This window comes from Chelatococcus sp. KU-N122 (assembly GCF_055391085.1).
The window spans coordinates 3,745,043-3,761,344 of sequence record NZ_AP043981.1 but is presented as its reverse complement, the minus strand read 5'-3'; the positions used below and the strand labels follow the sequence as shown (position 1 = coordinate 3,761,344).

15 protein-coding genes are annotated in these 16,302 nt (G+C 68.7%); 9 read left to right on the top strand and 6 right to left on the bottom strand.

Annotation, left to right across the window (positions count from 1 at the left end):
- Nucleotides 1-247 precede the first annotated feature (247 nt).
- A complete protein-coding gene (gene dnaG, locus ACZ5PO_RS16825; RefSeq protein WP_464195468.1) occupies nt 248-2,236 on the bottom strand; it encodes a DNA primase in 1,989 nt (662 codons plus the stop codon).
- A 317-nt stretch (nt 2,237-2,553) separates the two neighbouring features.
- Nucleotides 2,554-3,012, bottom strand: coding sequence for a GatB/YqeY domain-containing protein (locus ACZ5PO_RS16820; RefSeq protein WP_464196870.1), 459 nt, complete (start codon nt 3,010-3,012; stop codon nt 2,554-2,556).
- 188 nt (nt 3,013-3,200) lie between these two features.
- Between ACZ5PO_RS16820 and carA the strand changes: the two genes are divergently transcribed.
- Together carA and ACZ5PO_RS16810 are read left to right on the top strand one after the other, a co-directional pair.
- Nucleotides 3,201-4,415, top strand: a complete 1,215-nt coding sequence (carA, locus tag ACZ5PO_RS16815; protein ID WP_464195466.1) for a glutamine-hydrolyzing carbamoyl-phosphate synthase small subunit — start codon at nt 3,201-3,203, stop codon at nt 4,413-4,415.
- 131 nt (nt 4,416-4,546) lie between these two features.
- Nucleotides 4,547-5,251 carry a class I SAM-dependent methyltransferase gene (locus ACZ5PO_RS16810; protein ID WP_464195464.1) on the top strand — a complete coding sequence of 235 codons (705 nt, stop codon included), beginning with the start codon at nt 4,547-4,549 and terminating at the stop codon, nt 5,249-5,251.
- 25 nt (nt 5,252-5,276) lie between these two features.
- On the opposite strand, the gene ACZ5PO_RS16805 is transcribed toward ACZ5PO_RS16810, so the two are convergent.
- On the bottom strand, nt 5,277-5,852 hold the full coding sequence (locus ACZ5PO_RS16805; RefSeq protein ID WP_464195462.1) for an HdeD family acid-resistance protein: 576 nt from the start codon (nt 5,850-5,852) through the stop codon (nt 5,277-5,279).
- Nucleotides 5,853-6,098: 246 nt separating this feature from the next.
- Between ACZ5PO_RS16805 and ACZ5PO_RS16800 the strand changes: the two genes are divergently transcribed.
- The gene (locus ACZ5PO_RS16800; RefSeq protein ID WP_464195460.1) at nt 6,099-6,623 is read left to right on the top strand and encodes a PH domain-containing protein; all 525 of its coding nucleotides are present in this window, start codon (nt 6,099-6,101) and stop codon (nt 6,621-6,623) included.
- Nucleotides 6,624-6,636: 13 nt separating this feature from the next.
- Here ACZ5PO_RS16800 and ACZ5PO_RS16795 read toward each other — a convergent pair whose 3' ends face one another.
- From ACZ5PO_RS16795 to ACZ5PO_RS16785, 3 genes are all read right to left on the bottom strand, one after another.
- Complete coding sequence (locus tag ACZ5PO_RS16795) at nt 6,637-7,038, bottom strand: GtrA family protein (protein WP_464195458.1); 402 nt, start codon at nt 7,036-7,038, stop codon at nt 6,637-6,639.
- A gap of 49 nt (nt 7,039-7,087) precedes the next feature.
- Entirely contained in the window at nt 7,088-7,657 is a 570-nt protein-coding gene (locus ACZ5PO_RS16790) for a hypothetical protein (protein ID WP_464195456.1), read from the bottom strand.
- A 68-nt stretch (nt 7,658-7,725) separates the two neighbouring features.
- Nucleotides 7,726-7,935, bottom strand: a complete 210-nt coding sequence (locus tag ACZ5PO_RS16785; RefSeq protein ID WP_464195454.1) for a TOBE domain-containing protein — start codon at nt 7,933-7,935, stop codon at nt 7,726-7,728.
- Nucleotides 7,936-8,201: 266 nt separating this feature from the next.
- On the opposite strand from ACZ5PO_RS16785, the gene carB reads away from it, so the two are divergent.
- The 6 genes from carB (at nt 8,202) to ACZ5PO_RS16755 (ending at nt 15,974) form a co-directional block, all read left to right on the top strand.
- Nucleotides 8,202-11,567, top strand: a complete 3,366-nt coding sequence (gene carB / locus ACZ5PO_RS16780; RefSeq protein WP_464195452.1) for a carbamoyl-phosphate synthase large subunit — start codon at nt 8,202-8,204, stop codon at nt 11,565-11,567.
- A gap of 237 nt (nt 11,568-11,804) precedes the next feature.
- Nucleotides 11,805-12,278, top strand: coding sequence for a transcription elongation factor GreA (greA, locus tag ACZ5PO_RS16775; RefSeq protein ID WP_464195450.1), 474 nt, complete (start codon nt 11,805-11,807; stop codon nt 12,276-12,278).
- An 85-nt stretch (nt 12,279-12,363) separates the two neighbouring features.
- Entirely contained in the window at nt 12,364-12,900 is a 537-nt protein-coding gene (locus ACZ5PO_RS16770; protein ID WP_464195448.1) for a hypothetical protein, read from the top strand.
- Nucleotides 12,863-13,900 carry a mitochondrial fission ELM1 family protein gene (locus tag ACZ5PO_RS16765; protein WP_464195446.1) on the top strand — a complete coding sequence of 346 codons (1,038 nt, stop codon included), beginning with the start codon at nt 12,863-12,865 and terminating at the stop codon, nt 13,898-13,900. Before ACZ5PO_RS16770 ends, ACZ5PO_RS16765 begins: the two co-directional genes overlap by 38 nt.
- Nucleotides 13,901-14,028: 128 nt before the next feature.
- Complete coding sequence (trxB, locus tag ACZ5PO_RS16760) at nt 14,029-14,991, top strand: thioredoxin-disulfide reductase (protein WP_464188747.1); 963 nt, start codon at nt 14,029-14,031, stop codon at nt 14,989-14,991.
- 92 nt (nt 14,992-15,083) lie between these two features.
- A complete protein-coding gene (locus ACZ5PO_RS16755) occupies nt 15,084-15,974 on the top strand; it encodes a LysR family transcriptional regulator (RefSeq protein ID WP_464195444.1) in 891 nt (296 codons plus the stop codon).
- Nucleotides 15,975-16,302: the final 328 nt, after the last annotated feature.

Genomic DNA, 16,302 nt, shown 5'->3' with positions numbered 1-16,302 from the left:
GGCGGCAAGCCGGCCTTGCGGCCATCGGCTCCGTCCCGAGCGAACCACGCGGCCATCCGTCCCCTGCCCGATTGCCAGCGGACGCTTGCGGAGCATCCCCCGATCAGATCGACGATCTGGCCGGGCCATCTCCAGCTCCTCGAATCCGTGGCGTTTCGGTCCGGCCGGATGCTGCCACCCGGCCGCGAAGCGCTCTAGCCGCAAGGGAGTTAACCCCTCCTTGCGACAGTGTGCCACCGAATCTCCTTCATATGCGCAGATGGCCGTGGTGACCGAAGCCGTCAATATCGGCTTCCATCCCCTCCAGGGAGGTAAGCTGCATCTTCACGTCCCGCAGCCAGGCGAGATTCGCCTCACTCTCGTCTTCGGCGAGCGCACGCTCGGCCGCTCGCAGCTCGCTATTTAGCGCGCCGGCGCGGCGATGCAAGACCATGACTTGCCGCAGCATTTCCTCCACGACGGTCGGATCAGCCTCCGGATCGAGCGCCCAGGTGTCGCCCGGGCGCAGCAGCGACCGCAACCGCGTCACCGCGTCCTCGAGGCCGGCGCGCCGCACCTGCGCCCGCAACCGCTCCGCCAAGCCCTCGGCCGGATCGAGCCCGTCCACGTCATCGTAGGAGGCCGCACAGTCGATCAGCTGCTGTGCCAGCTTGCGGGTCTCGACACCGGCAAACTCGATCTCGGCCAGCCCTTCGCAGTCGCGGGCGAGCAAGCGCGGATGAGCCAGCAGCACGAGCAGAATCAGCGCTTCCCGCGGCTGGTCGGCCGATTTCGCCTGGCGGAACAGCGGGTGGCGGGCAAGGGCCGGGCTGGCACGCAGGGGCCCGCCGGCGGCGCTTTGTGCCCCCGGGCCGCGGCCGAAGCCGCCGGCGGCAAGACGTTGATCCCGGCCAGCACGGCCCTGACCGTAGCCGCCGGCCGACCGGCGTGCCGACGCTCGCGATTCGGGTATCAGGGTGGCGATGCGGCCGCTGATTTCGGCGCGGTAGTGGCGCCGCACGGTTTCGTCCTGGATGGAGTTGACGATCTCGCGCAGGCGATGCTCCAGCGCCGCTCTCTGGTCGGGGGTGTCGAGCGGCGTCGCCTCCGCCTCGCGAGCCCACAGCAGCTCGGCAAGGGGCCGCGCCGCCGCCACCACGGCGCGGACCGCAGCCGCGCCGCCGTCGCGGAGCAGATCGTCCGGATCCTGCCCTTCCGGCAGCAGGGCGAAGTTCACCGATTTGCCCGGGGTCAGCAGCGGCAACGCCAGATCGATGGCCCGATAGGCGGCGCGACGCCCCGCCTTGTCGCCGTCGAAGCAGAGCGTCGGCGCATCGGCGGCGCGCCAGAGCAGACCCAGTTGCTCCTGCGTCAATGCGGTTCCCAGCGGCGCGACCGATTGCGGAAACCCCGCCCTGGTCATGGCGATGACGTCGACGTAGCCCTCGACGACGATGATACCCCCGGCCGCCTCGGCGGGGCTCGCCTGCCCGCCGTGCGCGGCCTTGCGGGCCTGATGAAAATTGTAGAGCAGCGCCCCCTTGTGAAAGAGCGGCGTCTCGGGGCTGTTGAGATACTTGGGTTGAACGTCGGCGGCCATGGCCCGTCCGCCGAAGGCGACGGTTCGGCCGCGCGCATCGGCGATGGGGAACATGACGCGGTCGCGAAACCGATCGTAGGGCACGGCGATATCGTCGCCGCTCACCAGCAGCCCTGCCTCGATCATCTGCTCGCGGCCAATGCCCTTGCTGGCGAGGTAATCGCGCAACGCGAAGCGGTCGGCGGGGGCGTAGCCCAGGCGGAAACGGCGCCGCACCTCCAGCCCGAGCTCGCGGCGGTCGAGATAGGCGCGGGCCCGTCCGCCACGGCTGCCGGCGAGCTCGGCCTCGAAGAAGGCCGCGGCCAGCTCGAGCGCTTCATGCAGACCTTGGCGGCGTTCCTCGCGCCTGGCGTCGTCGGCGGTCGCCTGCGGCAGCGCGATGCCCGCTTCGGCCGCCAGCCGCTCCACCGCCTCGTTGAAGCTCAAGCCCTCCGTTTCCATGACGAAGGTGAAGATGTCGCCGTTCTTGCCCGACGAAAAATCGAAATAGCGCTGCTTGTCGTCGTTGACGAAGAACGACGGCGTCTTCTCGGCATTGAACGGCGACAGGCCCTTCCACTCGCGCCCGGCCTTGATCAGCCGCACGCGCTTGCCGACCACCGCCGTCACCGGCAGCCGCATCTTGATCTCGTCGAGAATGGACGGTGGGAAGCGCATGGGCTGTTTGCTGTGGCCACCCGACGGCGTGATCGCCGGAGCATCTCGACGCGATCGGATGGGGTCATCCGATCGGGAAACACACCGGAGCATGTCCCGACCAGATATAATCACTCGATCGCGTCGAAATGCTTATTTTTTCGGTTTCGGAGCGCTTCAGGCGTCCGAACCGACAGCGCGTCGACGACCACGCAGGATATCCACCGGGTTTTCCGAGTTATCCACAGCCGTCACGCGTTCGTCGCAGTCGGCAACCCGCGGACCAGCAACGACTACGGTCCGCGGCACAGCTCGTCCGTTCGCCTCGGCGGGCCCGGTCAGCCGGCCCCCAGCTCGCTCTTGACCACGGCGCTCGCCTTGGCGAAGTCCATCTGGCCGGCATAGCTGCCCTTCAGGCTGGCGATGACCTTGCCCATGTCCTTGATCGAGGCCGCGCCGGTGGCGGCGATGGCGGCCTTGACGGCGGCGCGGATCGCGGCCTCGTCCAGCTGCGCCGGAAGGAAGCTCTCGACCACGACGATCTCCTCGCGCTCCTGCTGCTCCAGCTCGCCGCGGCCGGCCTTGGCGTAGATGTCGGCCGATTCCTGGCGCTGCTTAATCATCTTCTGCAGCAGGGCGAGGATCTCCTCGTCCGAGGCTTGGCCCTTGCCGGCGCCGCGCGCCTCGATGTCCTTGTCCTTGAGGGCCGCCTGGATGAGCCGCACGGTCGACAGGCGCCGTTTGTCGCCACTCCGCAAGGCGTCCTTCAGACTTTCGGAAAAGCGCTCGCGCAGCATGGCAATCTCCCTCGCCGGATCGTCGTCCAAGTCGTCGTCGTTGACGGTGGCTGGCACTGATCCTAAGTGTCCGGCGAAAGATGGGCGGCGCCGAAGCCGCGCGCCGCCGTAGCCCTCACAGCGCGATACGCCCATTTCGCCGACCGCCGGAAGGTGCCCGCGCGCCCGCACTTAGGACGACAGCGACCATGGTTCAAGTAAGCTCGACCGACGCCCAGGGCAGCGACGGCTGGACCGAGCCCGCACCGACGGCGCTGCTGGTGCTGGCCGACGGCACCGTGCTGGAGGGCGCCGGCATCGGCGCGACCGGGCAGAGCGCCGGCGAGGTCTGCTTCAACACCGCGATGACCGGCTACGAGGAGATCCTCACCGATCCCTCCTACGCCGGGCAGATCATCACCTTCACCTTCCCGCACATCGGCAACGTCGGCACCAACGAGGAAGACGTCGAGACCATCAACCTCGCCGCCAATTCGGGCGTGCGGGGCGTGGTGCTGCACGCCGACGTCACCGAACCGGCGAGCTGGCGCGCCACCCGCCATCTGAATGCATGGCTTGCGTCGCGCGGCATCGTCGGCATCACCGGCATCGATACCCGGGCGCTGACGGCCCTGATCCGCGACCGCGGCATGCCCAACGCCATCGTCGCGCATGCGCCCGACGGCCGCTTCGACATCGAGGCCCTGAAGCGGGCGGCAGCGGCGCTGCCGTCCATGGCGGGGCTCGACCTGGTGCCCGGCGTGACCAGCGCCCAGCGCTTCGACTGGGACGAGACGTCCTGGCAGCTCGGCCAAGGCTACGGCACGCGCAACGGGGCCAAATACCACATCGTCGCCGTCGACTACGGCGTGAAGCGCAATATCCTGCGGCTGTTCGCCGACCGGGGCTGCCGGGTGACCGTCGTGCCGGCGACGGCGACCGCAGCCGACATCATGGCGCTCGCGCCCGATGGCGTCTTTCTCTCCAACGGCCCCGGCGATCCGGCGGCGACGGGTGCCTATTCGGTGCCGGTGATCTCGGCGCTGCTGGACCGGAAGGTGCCGACCTTCGGCATCTGCCTCGGCCACCAGATGCTGTCACTCGCCGTCGGCGCCACGACCGTCAAGATGCGCCAGGGCCACCATGGGGCGAACCACCCGGTGCAGGACCTCACCACCGGCAAGGTCGAGGTGGTCTCCATGAACCACGGCTTCGCCGTCGATCGCGCCTCGTTGCCGGGCAACGCCAAGGAGACCCACGTCTCCCTGTTCGACGGCTCCAACTGCGGCATCGCGCTCACCGACAGGCCGGCCTTCTCGGTCCAGCACCATCCGGAAGCCTCGCCCGGGCCGCGCGACAGCCACTATCTGTTCGACCGCTTCCTCGCCATGATCGACGCCGAGAAGAGCAAGGCGGAAGCTTGAGCATCGGACCCAAAAGTGGATGCCGGTTTTGGGCAAATCCGATGCTAAAATGAAGTGCTTGAGCGGTGGACGGCTTCGATCCATCGGAGCGTCCGCCGCTCTAGCCCGCCTGACCAGCTAGCGGGGTCCGCATGCGCTGGATCGACTATTGGAACTCCGACAGCCCGATCTACGTCAGCGAGCGCCATAAGACGCTGCACTATCAGGGAATCGCGCGCGACACGGCCGCCCTGCTCGCCGAGCTCGGCGCGGGGCCCAAGGCGCGGGTGCTCGACTACGGCTGCGGCGAAGCGCTGTCGGCCGAACGCGTCGCCCGCGGCGTCGGCGAGCTCGTGCTCTGCGACGGGGCGCCCGCCGTCCGCGAACGGCTCGAAACCCGCTTCGGCAGCGTGGCCCGCATGGCCGTGCAGTCGCCGACGGAGGTGGCCGCCCGGCCGCCCGGCGGGTTCGACGTGATCCTGGTCAACTCGGTGATCCAGTATCTCAACCGGGACGAGCTCGACGGGCTGCTGGGGCAATGGCGCAGCGGGCTGGCGCCGGGAGGCACGCTGGTGGTGGCCGACGTCATCCCGCCGGACGTGTCCGCGGCGACGGACGCGCTGGCGCTGCTGCGCTTCGGCTGGCGGGGCGGCTTCCTCGGGGCCGCCCTGACCGGCTTGGCGCGCACGGCGCTCTCGGATTACCGCAAGCTGCGCGGCACCCTCGGCATCTCCCGCTACGGGGAGGCCGAGATGATCGCCCTGCTGGGCGCCGCCGGCTTCAGCGCCCGGCGGCGGCGACCGAACCTCGGGCATAACCAGGCGCGCATGACCTTCCTGGCGCGGCCGGCCGCCTAGAGCGCTGTGTGCCGCGAAGCTCTGCTCACACGGGTTGCGGCAGCTTCCGCGCCGCCAGCGCCAGCGCGATGAAGGCGATGCCTTCGGACAGCAGCTCGATGGCGACGAAGAGTCCGAGCACCCAGAAGCCGGACCACGGCCACTTGGCGAAGATCAGGATGCCGAGGAGCGCCGAGATGATGCCGCTGAGCAGCAGGACTCCCCAATTGGGCGCTGGCCGAAGCTGGAAGGCCATGATGATGCGGACGATGCCGACGGCCAGGAAGGCCGCGGCGATCAAGAGCGTGAGGCTGACGGACGCCAGGTCCGGATTGGCGATGACGAGCGCGCCCGTCACGATGTAGAGCACGGCGATCAGCAGGTGCAGCGCGAAGGCTCCCCAGCCCTTCTCGTGAAAGGCGTCGACCACCTGGGCACCGCCGCCGATGAGCATGAGCACGCCGATCCAGAGCGCGGTGAGCACGGTGAGCGCCGGCAGCATGCCGAGGCCGATGACGCCGAGGACGACCATGATGGCGCCGAGGCCGAGCAGCCAGCCCCAGTTGCGGTGCAACCGTCCAGCCAAGGCGTCGGTCGGCAGCGGTGTTGTCGGTAGCGTCATGGCGATCCTCCGATAGGCCGTGCATCGACGAGTGCGACAATGCGACGACATGAGCTTAATCCGCTCCGCGTTGCCTCGCATAGGGCATTCGCAAGCCGGCACCCACCTTGGCGGGTTGCTGGGGCCCACATGGCGTGGTGACGGCCCCGACAAAGGATGGTAGGCGGGCCCGATTGCATCTCTCACGAGTGTTGAGCAGGTCGAATCGTGGCCCTATCGAGCCCTACGACGCCTTTTGAGCGCCACATGCTCCCCGGTGAGCAGATCCTCTGGTCCGGCCAGCCCACCGGTGGACTGTTGCTGACGTCCCAGGATATCTTCCTTGTGCCGTTCAGCGTCGCCTGGTTTTCCATCGCGCTGACATCCACGAGCATCGCCAGTTCCGGCGTCCGGCCTTTTCCATTTGGCCTCTTCGGCCTGCTTTTCGTTACCGTCGGCTTGTACCTGGTGCTCGGCCGTTTCGCGCTGGACCTCTGGTGCCGCAAGCACACGTCCTATACCGTGACGAACCGGCGGGTTCTCATTGCGCGCTCCGGTTCGTTCGGAAGCTTCACGGCGCTCGACTTGCAACGTCTGCCCGAGATCGCCCTGCGCGAACGCAGCGATGGCCGCGGAACGATCGTGTTCGGCGCGCCGGCGGGTTTCGCCTCAGCCCGCGCCAATTGGACGTTCGGCGTTCCCTCGCTGGAGCCGACGCCCCAGTTCCTGGTCATTCCCGACGCAACCGCCGTCTTTCAACTGATTCAGCAGCAGTCACGCGCGGCCGCCTGATGCGCGGATGCCCTCACACGACCGGCGGTGCCGCGAAGGTCCAGAGCTTGTTGGCGAGGAAGCTCCAGGACAGCACCAGCCCCGTGGTCACCAGCTGAGCCGGCAGGTAGGGCAGGCCGAGCGGCCCGGTGAACAGGTACATGAACGCCCCGGTGAGCCCGAAGCCGACGGCCGCCACCAGGGCGAAGCGCCAGGTCGCCTCGGCGTGCGGACGGTCGCTTCGCCATGTCAGCCGGCGATTCAGGGCGTAGGAGATGACGCCGCCGACCAGATAGCCGGCCAGCGTCGCCGGCACCGGTCCCCAGCCGCCGCGCTCGACGAGGCCGATCAACGTGCCGTAGTGGCCGGCGGCCGCGATGAGGCCGACGCCGGCAAACAGCCACATCTCCCGCCCGATATCCGTTGGCTCGGTCATGGACGAGGGATCAAGCCGCTCGCCGCCCGGGCGTCAAGGCCGACGCCGCCTACTCCACACGGGCGATCGAGACGGTGATGGTCGCGTCGGCCACGCCGCTCAGCTGCAGGACCAGCGGCCCGGCCGCGGCTTCGAAGCGGACGCTCTTGCGCAGGCCCGGGCAATCGCGGACGCCCGAGTGGCCTTTCTCGGGCAGATATTGTCCGGCCTGCAGCAGGTCGATCCAGCCCTCGGCGGACAGCGTCACCTGATAGAGCCCGGCCGGGACCGGCCCGAACGCCAGGGCGCCGCCGAAGGAATCGGCGCTGCGCGGCGCCCGCTCCGGCGGCCGCTCGAATCGTGCCTGCGCCATCGGCGCCAGCTCGGCCACGAAGGCACCCGCCGGGAGCGCGCGGACCGTCCCGTCGGCGGAGAGGGTCGGCTGGTCCTTGGCGGCGAACCAGGCGCGCTCGCGCTCGAGCGGCCACGCGAAGCGCGCGCAAGGGCCCGTCGCCTCGGCGCGCGCAGCCCCGGCCGAAGTGCAGAGCGCCGCGAGCACGGCGGCGACGCCGAGGCCGCGGCGCCAGCTCCCCGCGGGACGCAGACTTGGAGGCGGAGGCGCGAAGAGGGTCGATGGCATCGTCAGGCTCCCGATGTATCCAGCTGGATATTACGATAGCCGCGACGACGCCAGCGATCCCGTCCACCTCAGTCGGTGGCAATGAGGACGTCGGACGACTTGATGATGACAGTGACGGCCGAGCCCTCCTTGAGGCCCAGCTCCTCCACCGCCTCGCCGGTGACAGACGACGTGATGGTCTGGCCGCCGATATCGATCTTGACGATGTCGGTCACGGCGCCCTTCTTGATCGACTGAACCTTGCCCTTGATCTGATTGCGTGCGCTGATCTTGCCCATCCATGATCTCCTGGGAGCGCGGCATGCGCTCGCACAGGCATAGCCGGTGGGCGGGACACGCTCCAACTCCTCGAATCACGGGCCACGCTTCCCTAGCCGGCGATAATCGTCTAAACGGGCTCACCCTGGGCCGGACCACGTCCTTTGAGCGTCGACCCTCAGGCCCTACGATCGCCCAGAAGGACGCGCTCCGGTTTGCATGAGGCCGACGGCGCGGCCTTTTTTTATGGCCGGCGCGCGCGCCGGAACAGCAGCAGACCGGACCGATGCCCAAACGCACCGACATCTCCACCATCCTGATCATCGGCGCGGGCCCGATCGTCATCGGTCAGGCATGCGAGTTCGACTATTCGGGCACCCAGGCCTGCAAGGCCCTGAAGGACGAGGGCTATCGGATCGTCCTGGTCAATTCCAATCCGGCGACGATCATGACCGACCCGGATCTGGCCCACGCCACCTACATCGAGCCGATCACGCCGGAGATCGTGGCGCGCATCATCGAGAAGGAGCGCTATGCCGCGCCGGGCGGCTTCGCCCTGCTGCCGACCATGGGCGGCCAGACCGCGCTCAACTGCGCGCTGTCGCTCAAGCGCATGGGCACGCTCGAGCGCTTCGACGTGCAGATGATCGGGGCCACCGCCGAGGCCATCGACAAGGCGGAAGACCGGGAGCTGTTCCGCGAGGCGATGATGCGGATCGGCCTGGAGACGCCACGCTCGCACCACGTGAAGACGCTGGCGTCCGCGCTCGAGGCGCTCGACGACATCGGCCTGCCGGCGATCATCCGGCCCTCGTTCACGCTCGGGGGCACCGGCGGCGGCATCGCCTACAACAAGGCCGAGTTCATCGACATCATCGAGCGCGGCTTCGACGCCTCGCCCACCAACGAGGTGCTGGTCGAGGAGAGCGTGCTCGGCTGGAAGGAGTACGAGATGGAGGTGGTCCGCGACAAGGCGGACAACTGCATCATCATCTGCTCCATCGAGAACATCGACCCGATGGGCGTGCACACCGGCGACTCGATCACCGTGGCGCCGGCGCTGACGCTGACCGACAAAGAATACCAGATCATGCGCGACGCCTCGATCGCGGTGCTGCGCGAGATCGGCGTGGAGACCGGCGGCTCCAACGTGCAGTTCGCCATCAACCCGGACGACGGCCGCATGGTCGTCATCGAGATGAACCCGCGCGTGTCTCGCTCGTCGGCGCTCGCCTCGAAGGCGACCGGGTTCCCGATCGCCAAGGTGGCGGCCAAGCTGGCGGTCGGCTACACCCTCGACGAGATCGACAACGACATCACCGGTGGCGCGACGCCCGCGGCCTTCGAGCCGACCATCGACTACGTCGTCACCAAGGTGCCGCGCTTCGCCTTCGAGAAGTTCCCCGGGGCCGATCCGATCCTGACCACCGCCATGAAGTCGGTTGGCGAGGCCATGGCGATCGGCCGCACCTTCCAGGAAAGCCTGCAAAAGGCCCTGCGCTCGCTGGAGACCGGGCTCACCGGGCTCGACGAGATCGACATTCCGGGCCTCGGCCTCGGCGACGACAAGAACGCCGTCCGCGCCGCGCTGGGCACGCCGACCCCGGACCGGCTGCTCAAGGTGGCGCAGGCGCTGCGGCTCGGCGTCGAGCCGGCCCTGATCCACGAATCCTGCAAGATCGACCCGTGGTTCATCGCCCAGCTCGAGGGCATCGTCGAGATGGAGGCCAAGGTGCGTCGGCTCGGCCTGCCGGCCACGGCGGGCGCCTTCCGCAAGCTCAAGGCCATGGGCTTCTCCGACGCCCGCCTCGGCGTCCTGGCCGGGCTCGGCGAAGCGGAGGTGACGGCGCGGCGGCGCGCGCTCGACGTGCGCCCGGTCTACAAGCGCATCGACACCTGCGCGGCGGAGTTCTCCTCGCCCACCGCCTACATGTACTCCACCTACGAGGCGCCGTTCGCGGGGCTGCCGGCCAGCGAGGCGCAGCCGAGCGAGGCCCGCAAGGTCGCCATCCTGGGCGGCGGTCCCAACCGCATCGGCCAGGGCATCGAGTTCGACTATTGCTGCTGCCACGCCGCCTTCGCGCTGGAGGAGGCCGGCTTCGAGACCATCATGGTCAACTGCAACCCGGAGACGGTGTCGACCGACTACGACACATCCGACCGGCTCTATTTCGAGCCGCTGACCGCCGAGGACGTCATCGAGATCCTCGACGTGGAGCGCAGCAAGGGCACGCTGGTCGGGGTCATCGTCCAGTTCGGCGGCCAGACGCCGCTCAAGCTCGCCCACGCCCTGGAAGAAGCCGGCATTCCGATCCTCGGCACCTCGCCCGACATGATCGACCTCGCCGAGGACCGGGACCGCTTCAAGCGGCTGCTCGACAAACTCGGGCTGAAGCAGCCCAACAACGGCATCGCCTATTCGGTGGAGCAGAGCCGCCTGGTCGCCGCCGATCTCGGCATGCCGCTGGTGGTGCGCCCCTCCTACGTGCTGGGCGGCCGCGCCATGGCCATCCTGCGCGACGAAGGGCAGCTCAACGACTACCTGTTCGACACCCTGCCGGCCCTGGTGTCGCCCGAGATCAAGGCCCGCTATCCCAACGACAAGACCGGCCAGATCAACACGCTGCTGGGCAAGAACGCGCTTTTGTTCGACCGCTACCTCTCCGACGCGGTCGAGGTGGACGTCGACGCGCTCGCCGACGGCACCGACGTCTTCATCTGCGGCATCATGGAGCACATCGAGGAGGCCGGCATCCACTCCGGCGACAGCGCCTGCTCGCTGCCGCCGCGCTCGCTCAGCCCCGAGACCATCGCCGAGCTCGAGCGGCAGACCGGGCTGCTGGCCAAGGCGCTGCAGGTCGGCGGCCTGATGAACGTCCAGTACGCCATCAAGGACGGCACCATCTACCTGCTGGAGGTCAACCCGCGCGCCTCGCGCACGGTGCCGTTCGTGGCCAAGGTCATCGGCGTTCCCATCGCCAAGGTCGCCGCCCGCGTGATGGCCGGCGAGAAGCTGGCGAGCTTCGGCCTCGAGCGCCGCCAGCTGAACCATATCGGCGTCAAGGAATCGGTGTTCCCCTTCGCCCGCTTCCCCGGGGTCGACATCGTGCTCGGCCCGGAAATGCGCTCCACCGGCGAGGTCATGGGGCTCGACGCCGGCTTCGGCGTCGCCTTCGCCAAGAGCCAGCTCGGCGGCGGCACCAAGGTGCCGGTCTCGGGCACCGTCTTCGTCTCGGTGCGGGACCAGGACAAGCCGCGCATCCTGCCCACGATCAAGCTGCTCGTGGAGCTCGGCTTCGACGTCACCGCCACCTCCGGCACCCAGCGCTTCCTGGAGAGCCACGGGGTGCCGTCCACGCGTATCAACAAGGTTCTGGAGGGGCGTCCGCACGTCGTCGACGCCATCAAGAACGGCCGTATCCAGCTGGTCTTCAACACGACCGAAGGAGCCCAGGCCCTGCACGACTCGCGGTCGCTGCGCCGGGCGGCCCTCTTGCATAAGGTACCCTATTACACCACTCTGGCAGGAGCGATGGCTTCGGCGGAGGGCATCAAGGCCTACCGCAGCGGCGAATTGGAGGTCTGCGCACTTCAGGAGTATTTCCTGGAGCAGGAGGCACCTCGGAACAACGCTGCGCTCGGGGGCGCTTGACCGCGTTGCGGAGCGTGGCCGGCTTCGTGCCACCCGCTCTGCGGTCCCCTGTCGACCGCCTATCGTAAGAACGGGCGATGCCGGTCGACCAAGCCACGCATCGACGTTCGATCCAGCAGGCAGCCGTTCTGGCTGGCCTGGGCTGCTGACGACCGGGGCAGGCAAAGGCCGCCGCGGCAATTTTCTGTTGCCCGGAGGCCGAAGCGGGCCGGGCATTGTGTCGAAGTGGGAACACGAATGGACAAGGTTCCGATCACGGCAGCGGGCGCAGCTGCGCTCAATGAAGAGCTGAAGCGCCGCCAGCAGGTGGAGCGCCCGCGCATCATCAATGCCATCGCCGAGGCACGGGCCCTGGGCGACCTTTCCGAGAACGCCGAGTACCATGCGGCTAAAGAGGCGCAGAGCCTCAACGAAGGCCGTGTGCTCGAGCTCGAAGGGCTCATCTCGCGCGCCGAGATCATCGACGTGTCCAAGCTGAACGGCAACAGCGTGATGTTCGGCGCCACCGTGACGCTCATCGACGAGGAGACCGAGGAGGAGAAGGTCTACCAGATCGTCGGCGAGCCCGAGGCCGACGTGCATTCCGGCCGCGTGTCGATCACCTCGCCGATCGCGCGGGCGCTGATCGGCAAGAAGGTAGGCGACAGCGTCGAGGTCATCGCACCGGGCGGCGGCAAGTCCTACGAGATCGTCAACGTCGCCTTCAAATAGCGTTGGCCATGGGCAGCTCGTCCATCGGGACCGGGACTTGCCCTCCATCCGATCTCCTCAAGAGCGACTCCAGGGGGAACCGACGATGAGCTTTGGCTGGCGGAGCCGGATCGCCACGTCCCTGCTGGCGGCCGTCGTGCTGTTTGCCCTGGGCCTGGCGCCGGCGCGGGCGCGGGCTGCCCCGCCGCCCGCCGGCGGCTACTCCCACGTGTCCATCGACGTCAGCGTGCTCGAGGCGCAGGGGCTCGGGCCCCTGGCGCGCTTCGTCGCGGCGAGCCTTTATGACCAGATGCGCCGGCAATTCGCGGGACGGCTGGGCGTCCGCGGCGCGCCTGCGATCGTGGTGCGGCTCACCGGCCTGTCGCTGCCGGCATACGTCGGCGGCGGCGGCCTGGGCGTCGGCGGCGGACGCTGGGGCGGCGGCGTCGGCAGTGACTTCCTGGAAGGCGATACCCTGGTCGTCGCCCGCAACGGTGCCGTCATCTACAGCCAGCACATCCTCACCAACCTGCCGTCGAGCTCCGGCGGCGCCTGGTACGACCCGAACATCGATGCGAAGCGCATTGTCGCCCTCTGCGGCGCCTATGCCGGCTGGAGCTACCGCTACGTCGTCGGCCGCTAGCCCGTCCACCGCCGGCGGTGGCCCGGCTGTCGGCAGCCTGTCGGCCTGGGTGCTGAGCGACGGCAAGGCCGGCGACGAGCTGCAATGCCTTGCCGTGGTGCGCGAGCTGGGCCTGGAGCCGGACGTCCGACGGGTGGCACCTCGCCCGCCCTGGGTCTGGGCCATGCCGCGCGGGCCGGTCGACCCGCGTGAGCGGCCATCGGCCGCCGGCAGCCCGATCGCGCCGCCCTTCCCCGATCTGCTGGTCGCGTCCGGGCGGCGAACGGTGCCCTACGTCCGCGCCGTGAAGCGGCTCTCGGGCGGACGCACGTTCACGGTCATCCTCAAGGACCCGCGCACAGGCGCCGGAAGCGCCGACCTGATCTGGGTGCCCGAGCACGACCGGCTGCGCGGCGCCAACGTCATCCGCACCCTGACCAGCCCGCACGGACTGAGCCTCGCCAGCCAGGCGGCGGCGCGCGAGGCCGCGCGCTCCGAGCTGCTCGGGCTGCCCGCCCCGCGTGCGGCCGTGCTGGTCGGCGGCGACAGCCGCCATCACCGCTTCACGGCGGCGGACATCGGCCGCTTCGTCGGCCAGCTCGACGGCCTGGCAGCCTCCGGCGTGGCGCTGATGGGCACGACGTCGCGGCGCACCCCGCCGCAGCTGCGCGAGCCACTTGCCGCGCTGTTCGAGCGCCGCGGCGGCTTCCTGTGGGACGGCCAAGGCCACAATCCCTACCCCGAGCTGATGGCGCTGGCGGACGCGGTCGTCGTCACCGCTGATTCGACCAACATGGTCGGCGAGGCCGCCGCGACCGGCCGGCCGGTGCTCGTATTCAGCCCGAGCGGCGGCCACCGGAAGATCGATGCGTTGCTGACAGGGCTCAGAACGCGAGGAATTGTGCAAGATTTTGCAGGAAGACTTGCAGGCAGTGCATACCCACCCCTAAATTCGACCCCTGTCATCGCCGCTGCGATCAGGCGCGCCCTCGCGGCCCACCGCCAAGCCGAAGCGACCTGACAGGCGGCGTGAGTTCGCCTGGGCTGGACGGCCTTGTTCCTGACCGGCCCGGCATCCTGCGACGCTTCCTTTCGGCGACCCCGGATCGGCATGGTGCAGAACCGGTTTGCCCGCTGCGCGGCGAGACAATGGCTCATACGCATACCAAGCTTCTCATCATCGGCTCCGGCCCGGCCGGCTACACCGCCGCCATCTATGCAGCCCGTGCGATGCTCGAACCGGTGCTGGTCTCCGGCTATCAAGCGGGCGGCCAGCTGATGATCACCACGGACGTGGAGAACTATCCGGGCTTCGCCGATCCGATCCAGGGCCCCTGGCTCATGGAACAGATGCGGGCCCAGGCCGAGCACGTCGGCGCTCGGCTGGTGTCCGACCACATCGTGCACGTCGACCTCGCCGTCTATCCGTTCCGGGCAACGGCCGACAGCGGCGACACGTTCAGCTGCGACGCCCTGGTGATCGCGACGGGCGCCCAGGCGCAATGGCTCGGGCTGCCCTCGGAAGAGGCGTTCCAGGGTTTTGGCGTGTCCGCCTGCGCGACCTGCGACGGCTTTTTCTTCCGGGGCAAGACCGTGGTGGTCGTCGGCGGCGGCAATACCGCGGTCGAGGAAGCGCTCTACCTGGCTAACCTTGCGGCCAAGGTCACGCTGGTTCACCGGCGCGGCACGCTGCGCGCCGAGCGCATCCTGCAGGAGCGGCTGTTCAAGCACCCGAAGATCGAGGTGCTGTGGGACCAGGCGGTCGACGAGATCTGCGGTGGACGCGAGCCCCCGTCGGTGACCCACGTGCGCCTGAAGAGCACGCGGACCGGCGCGATCACCGAGCTTGCGACCGACGGCGTGTTCATCGCCATCGGCCACAAGCCGGCGAGCGAGCTGTTCGCCGGCAAGCTCGACATGAAGCCGGCCGGCTATATCTGGACCGCGCCCGACTCCACGGCGACCAACATCCCCGGCGTCTTCGCCGCGGGCGATGTCACCGACGACGTCTTCCGGCAAGCGGTGACCGCCGCCGGCATGGGCTGCATGGCGGCCCTGGAGGCGGAGCGCTGGCTGGTGGCCCAGGAGCTCGACCGGGCTGCCGCGGAGTGATGCGCGCCGGCAGGCCATGCCCAGCCGACAGACGACAACGACGAGCCGGCCCTGAACGAAACGGGCCGCCGATTGAGGGGGGCTGACACGCCGTGGATTGGGACAAGATCAGGATCTTCTATACGGTCGCCGAGGCCGGAAGCTTCACCCGCGCCGGCGACGAGCTCGGCCTCAGCCAGTCGGCGGTGAGCCGCCAGGTGAGCGCGCTGGAGCGCGAGCTCAAGGCGCCCCTGTTCCACCGTCACGCCCGCGGCCTGATCCTGACCGAGCAGGGCGAGCTGCTGTTCCGCACCGCGCGCGAAATGACCATGCGGCTCGACGCGACGCGCGCGCGGCTGACCGATTCGCGCGAGCGGCCGTCCGGCGAGTTGAAGGTCACGACGACGCTGGGACTCGGCTCCAACTGGCTGACGCCGCGGCTCGGCGAGTTCCTCGACCTCTACCCCGACGTCCGCATCGAGCTCATTCTCACCGACGAGGAGCTCGACCTGTCCATGCGCCAGGCCGATATCGCGCTACGCCTGCGCCAACCGGTGCAGGCCGATCTCATCCAGCGCCGGCTGTTCACCGTGCACTTCCACATCTACGCCTCCCAAGACTACCTGAAGCGCCATGGCCAGCCGGAGACCATCGAGGATATCGACCGGCACCGGATCCTGTCGTACGGCGGCACGGTGCCGCCCTACCTGCTGACGGCGCACTGGCTGGCGACGGCGGGACGCGACCCCAAGGATCCGCGCACCTATCACATGGTGGTGAACAACATCTCCGCCCTGCGGCGCGCCGTCGACGCCGGCATCGGCATCGCCGTCCTGCCCGACTACCTCATCGAGCCGACCTCGGGCCTGGTGCAGATTCTGCCCGGCAGCGACATGCCCGCGCTCGACTCCTACCTGGTCTACCCGGAGGAGATGAAGTCGGTGGCCCGCGTGCAGGTGTTCCGGGACTTCCTGATCGGCAAGGCGCAACGCTGGGCCTACTGATCCCTCCGGTTGTTGTGCGGCACCGCAAAACATGCGGAGGCTGCATGGCTGGCATGCCCCCTGCTGCGTTGCGAAAGGCCCGGCGCAGAGCAAATATGATTGCGGTTGGATCAAGGCTCCGCACCGCCTCCCGGCGTTGAGCGTTGTTTCTGCCGTTCCCCTCTGGAAGTGTTCCGACCAGTGTCGGATCAACTATTCGGCCGGATTTCCGCAAGGAAATCCGGCCTTTTTGTTTCCAGGGCGAGTTCGAACGCGATCGAATTCTTTGCCGGTCAAGCTTTCGCGGGTCACCAGAGGCACCCTGCACACGGCCCACCGCGTGTCGCCG

What these genes read in the sequence shown, in the direction of transcription:
- dnaG (WP_464195468.1), bottom strand. Translation starts at nt 2,236, where the DNA reads ATGCGCTTCCCACCGTCCATTCTCGACGAGATCAAGATGCGGCTGCCG.
- ACZ5PO_RS16820 (WP_464196870.1), bottom strand. Translation starts at nt 3,012, where the DNA reads ATGCTGCGCGAGCGCTTTTCCGAAAGTCTGAAGGACGCCTTGCGGAGT.
- carA (WP_464195466.1), top strand. Translation starts at nt 3,201, where the DNA reads ATGGTTCAAGTAAGCTCGACCGACGCCCAGGGCAGCGACGGCTGGACC.
- ACZ5PO_RS16810 (WP_464195464.1), top strand. Translation starts at nt 4,547, where the DNA reads ATGCGCTGGATCGACTATTGGAACTCCGACAGCCCGATCTACGTCAGC.
- ACZ5PO_RS16805 (WP_464195462.1), bottom strand. Translation starts at nt 5,852, where the DNA reads ATGACGCTACCGACAACACCGCTGCCGACCGACGCCTTGGCTGGACGG.
- ACZ5PO_RS16800 (WP_464195460.1), top strand. Translation starts at nt 6,099, where the DNA reads ATGCTCCCCGGTGAGCAGATCCTCTGGTCCGGCCAGCCCACCGGTGGA.
- ACZ5PO_RS16795 (WP_464195458.1), bottom strand. Translation starts at nt 7,038, where the DNA reads ATGACCGAGCCAACGGATATCGGGCGGGAGATGTGGCTGTTTGCCGGC.
- ACZ5PO_RS16790 (WP_464195456.1), bottom strand. Translation starts at nt 7,657, where the DNA reads ATGCCATCGACCCTCTTCGCGCCTCCGCCTCCAAGTCTGCGTCCCGCG.
- ACZ5PO_RS16785 (WP_464195454.1), bottom strand. Translation starts at nt 7,935, where the DNA reads ATGGGCAAGATCAGCGCACGCAATCAGATCAAGGGCAAGGTTCAGTCG.
- carB (WP_464195452.1), top strand. Translation starts at nt 8,202, where the DNA reads ATGCCCAAACGCACCGACATCTCCACCATCCTGATCATCGGCGCGGGC.
- greA (WP_464195450.1), top strand. Translation starts at nt 11,805, where the DNA reads ATGGACAAGGTTCCGATCACGGCAGCGGGCGCAGCTGCGCTCAATGAA.
- ACZ5PO_RS16770 (WP_464195448.1), top strand. Translation starts at nt 12,364, where the DNA reads ATGAGCTTTGGCTGGCGGAGCCGGATCGCCACGTCCCTGCTGGCGGCC.
- ACZ5PO_RS16765 (WP_464195446.1), top strand. Translation starts at nt 12,863, where the DNA reads ATGCCGGCTGGAGCTACCGCTACGTCGTCGGCCGCTAGCCCGTCCACC.
- trxB (WP_464188747.1), top strand. Translation starts at nt 14,029, where the DNA reads ATGGCTCATACGCATACCAAGCTTCTCATCATCGGCTCCGGCCCGGCC.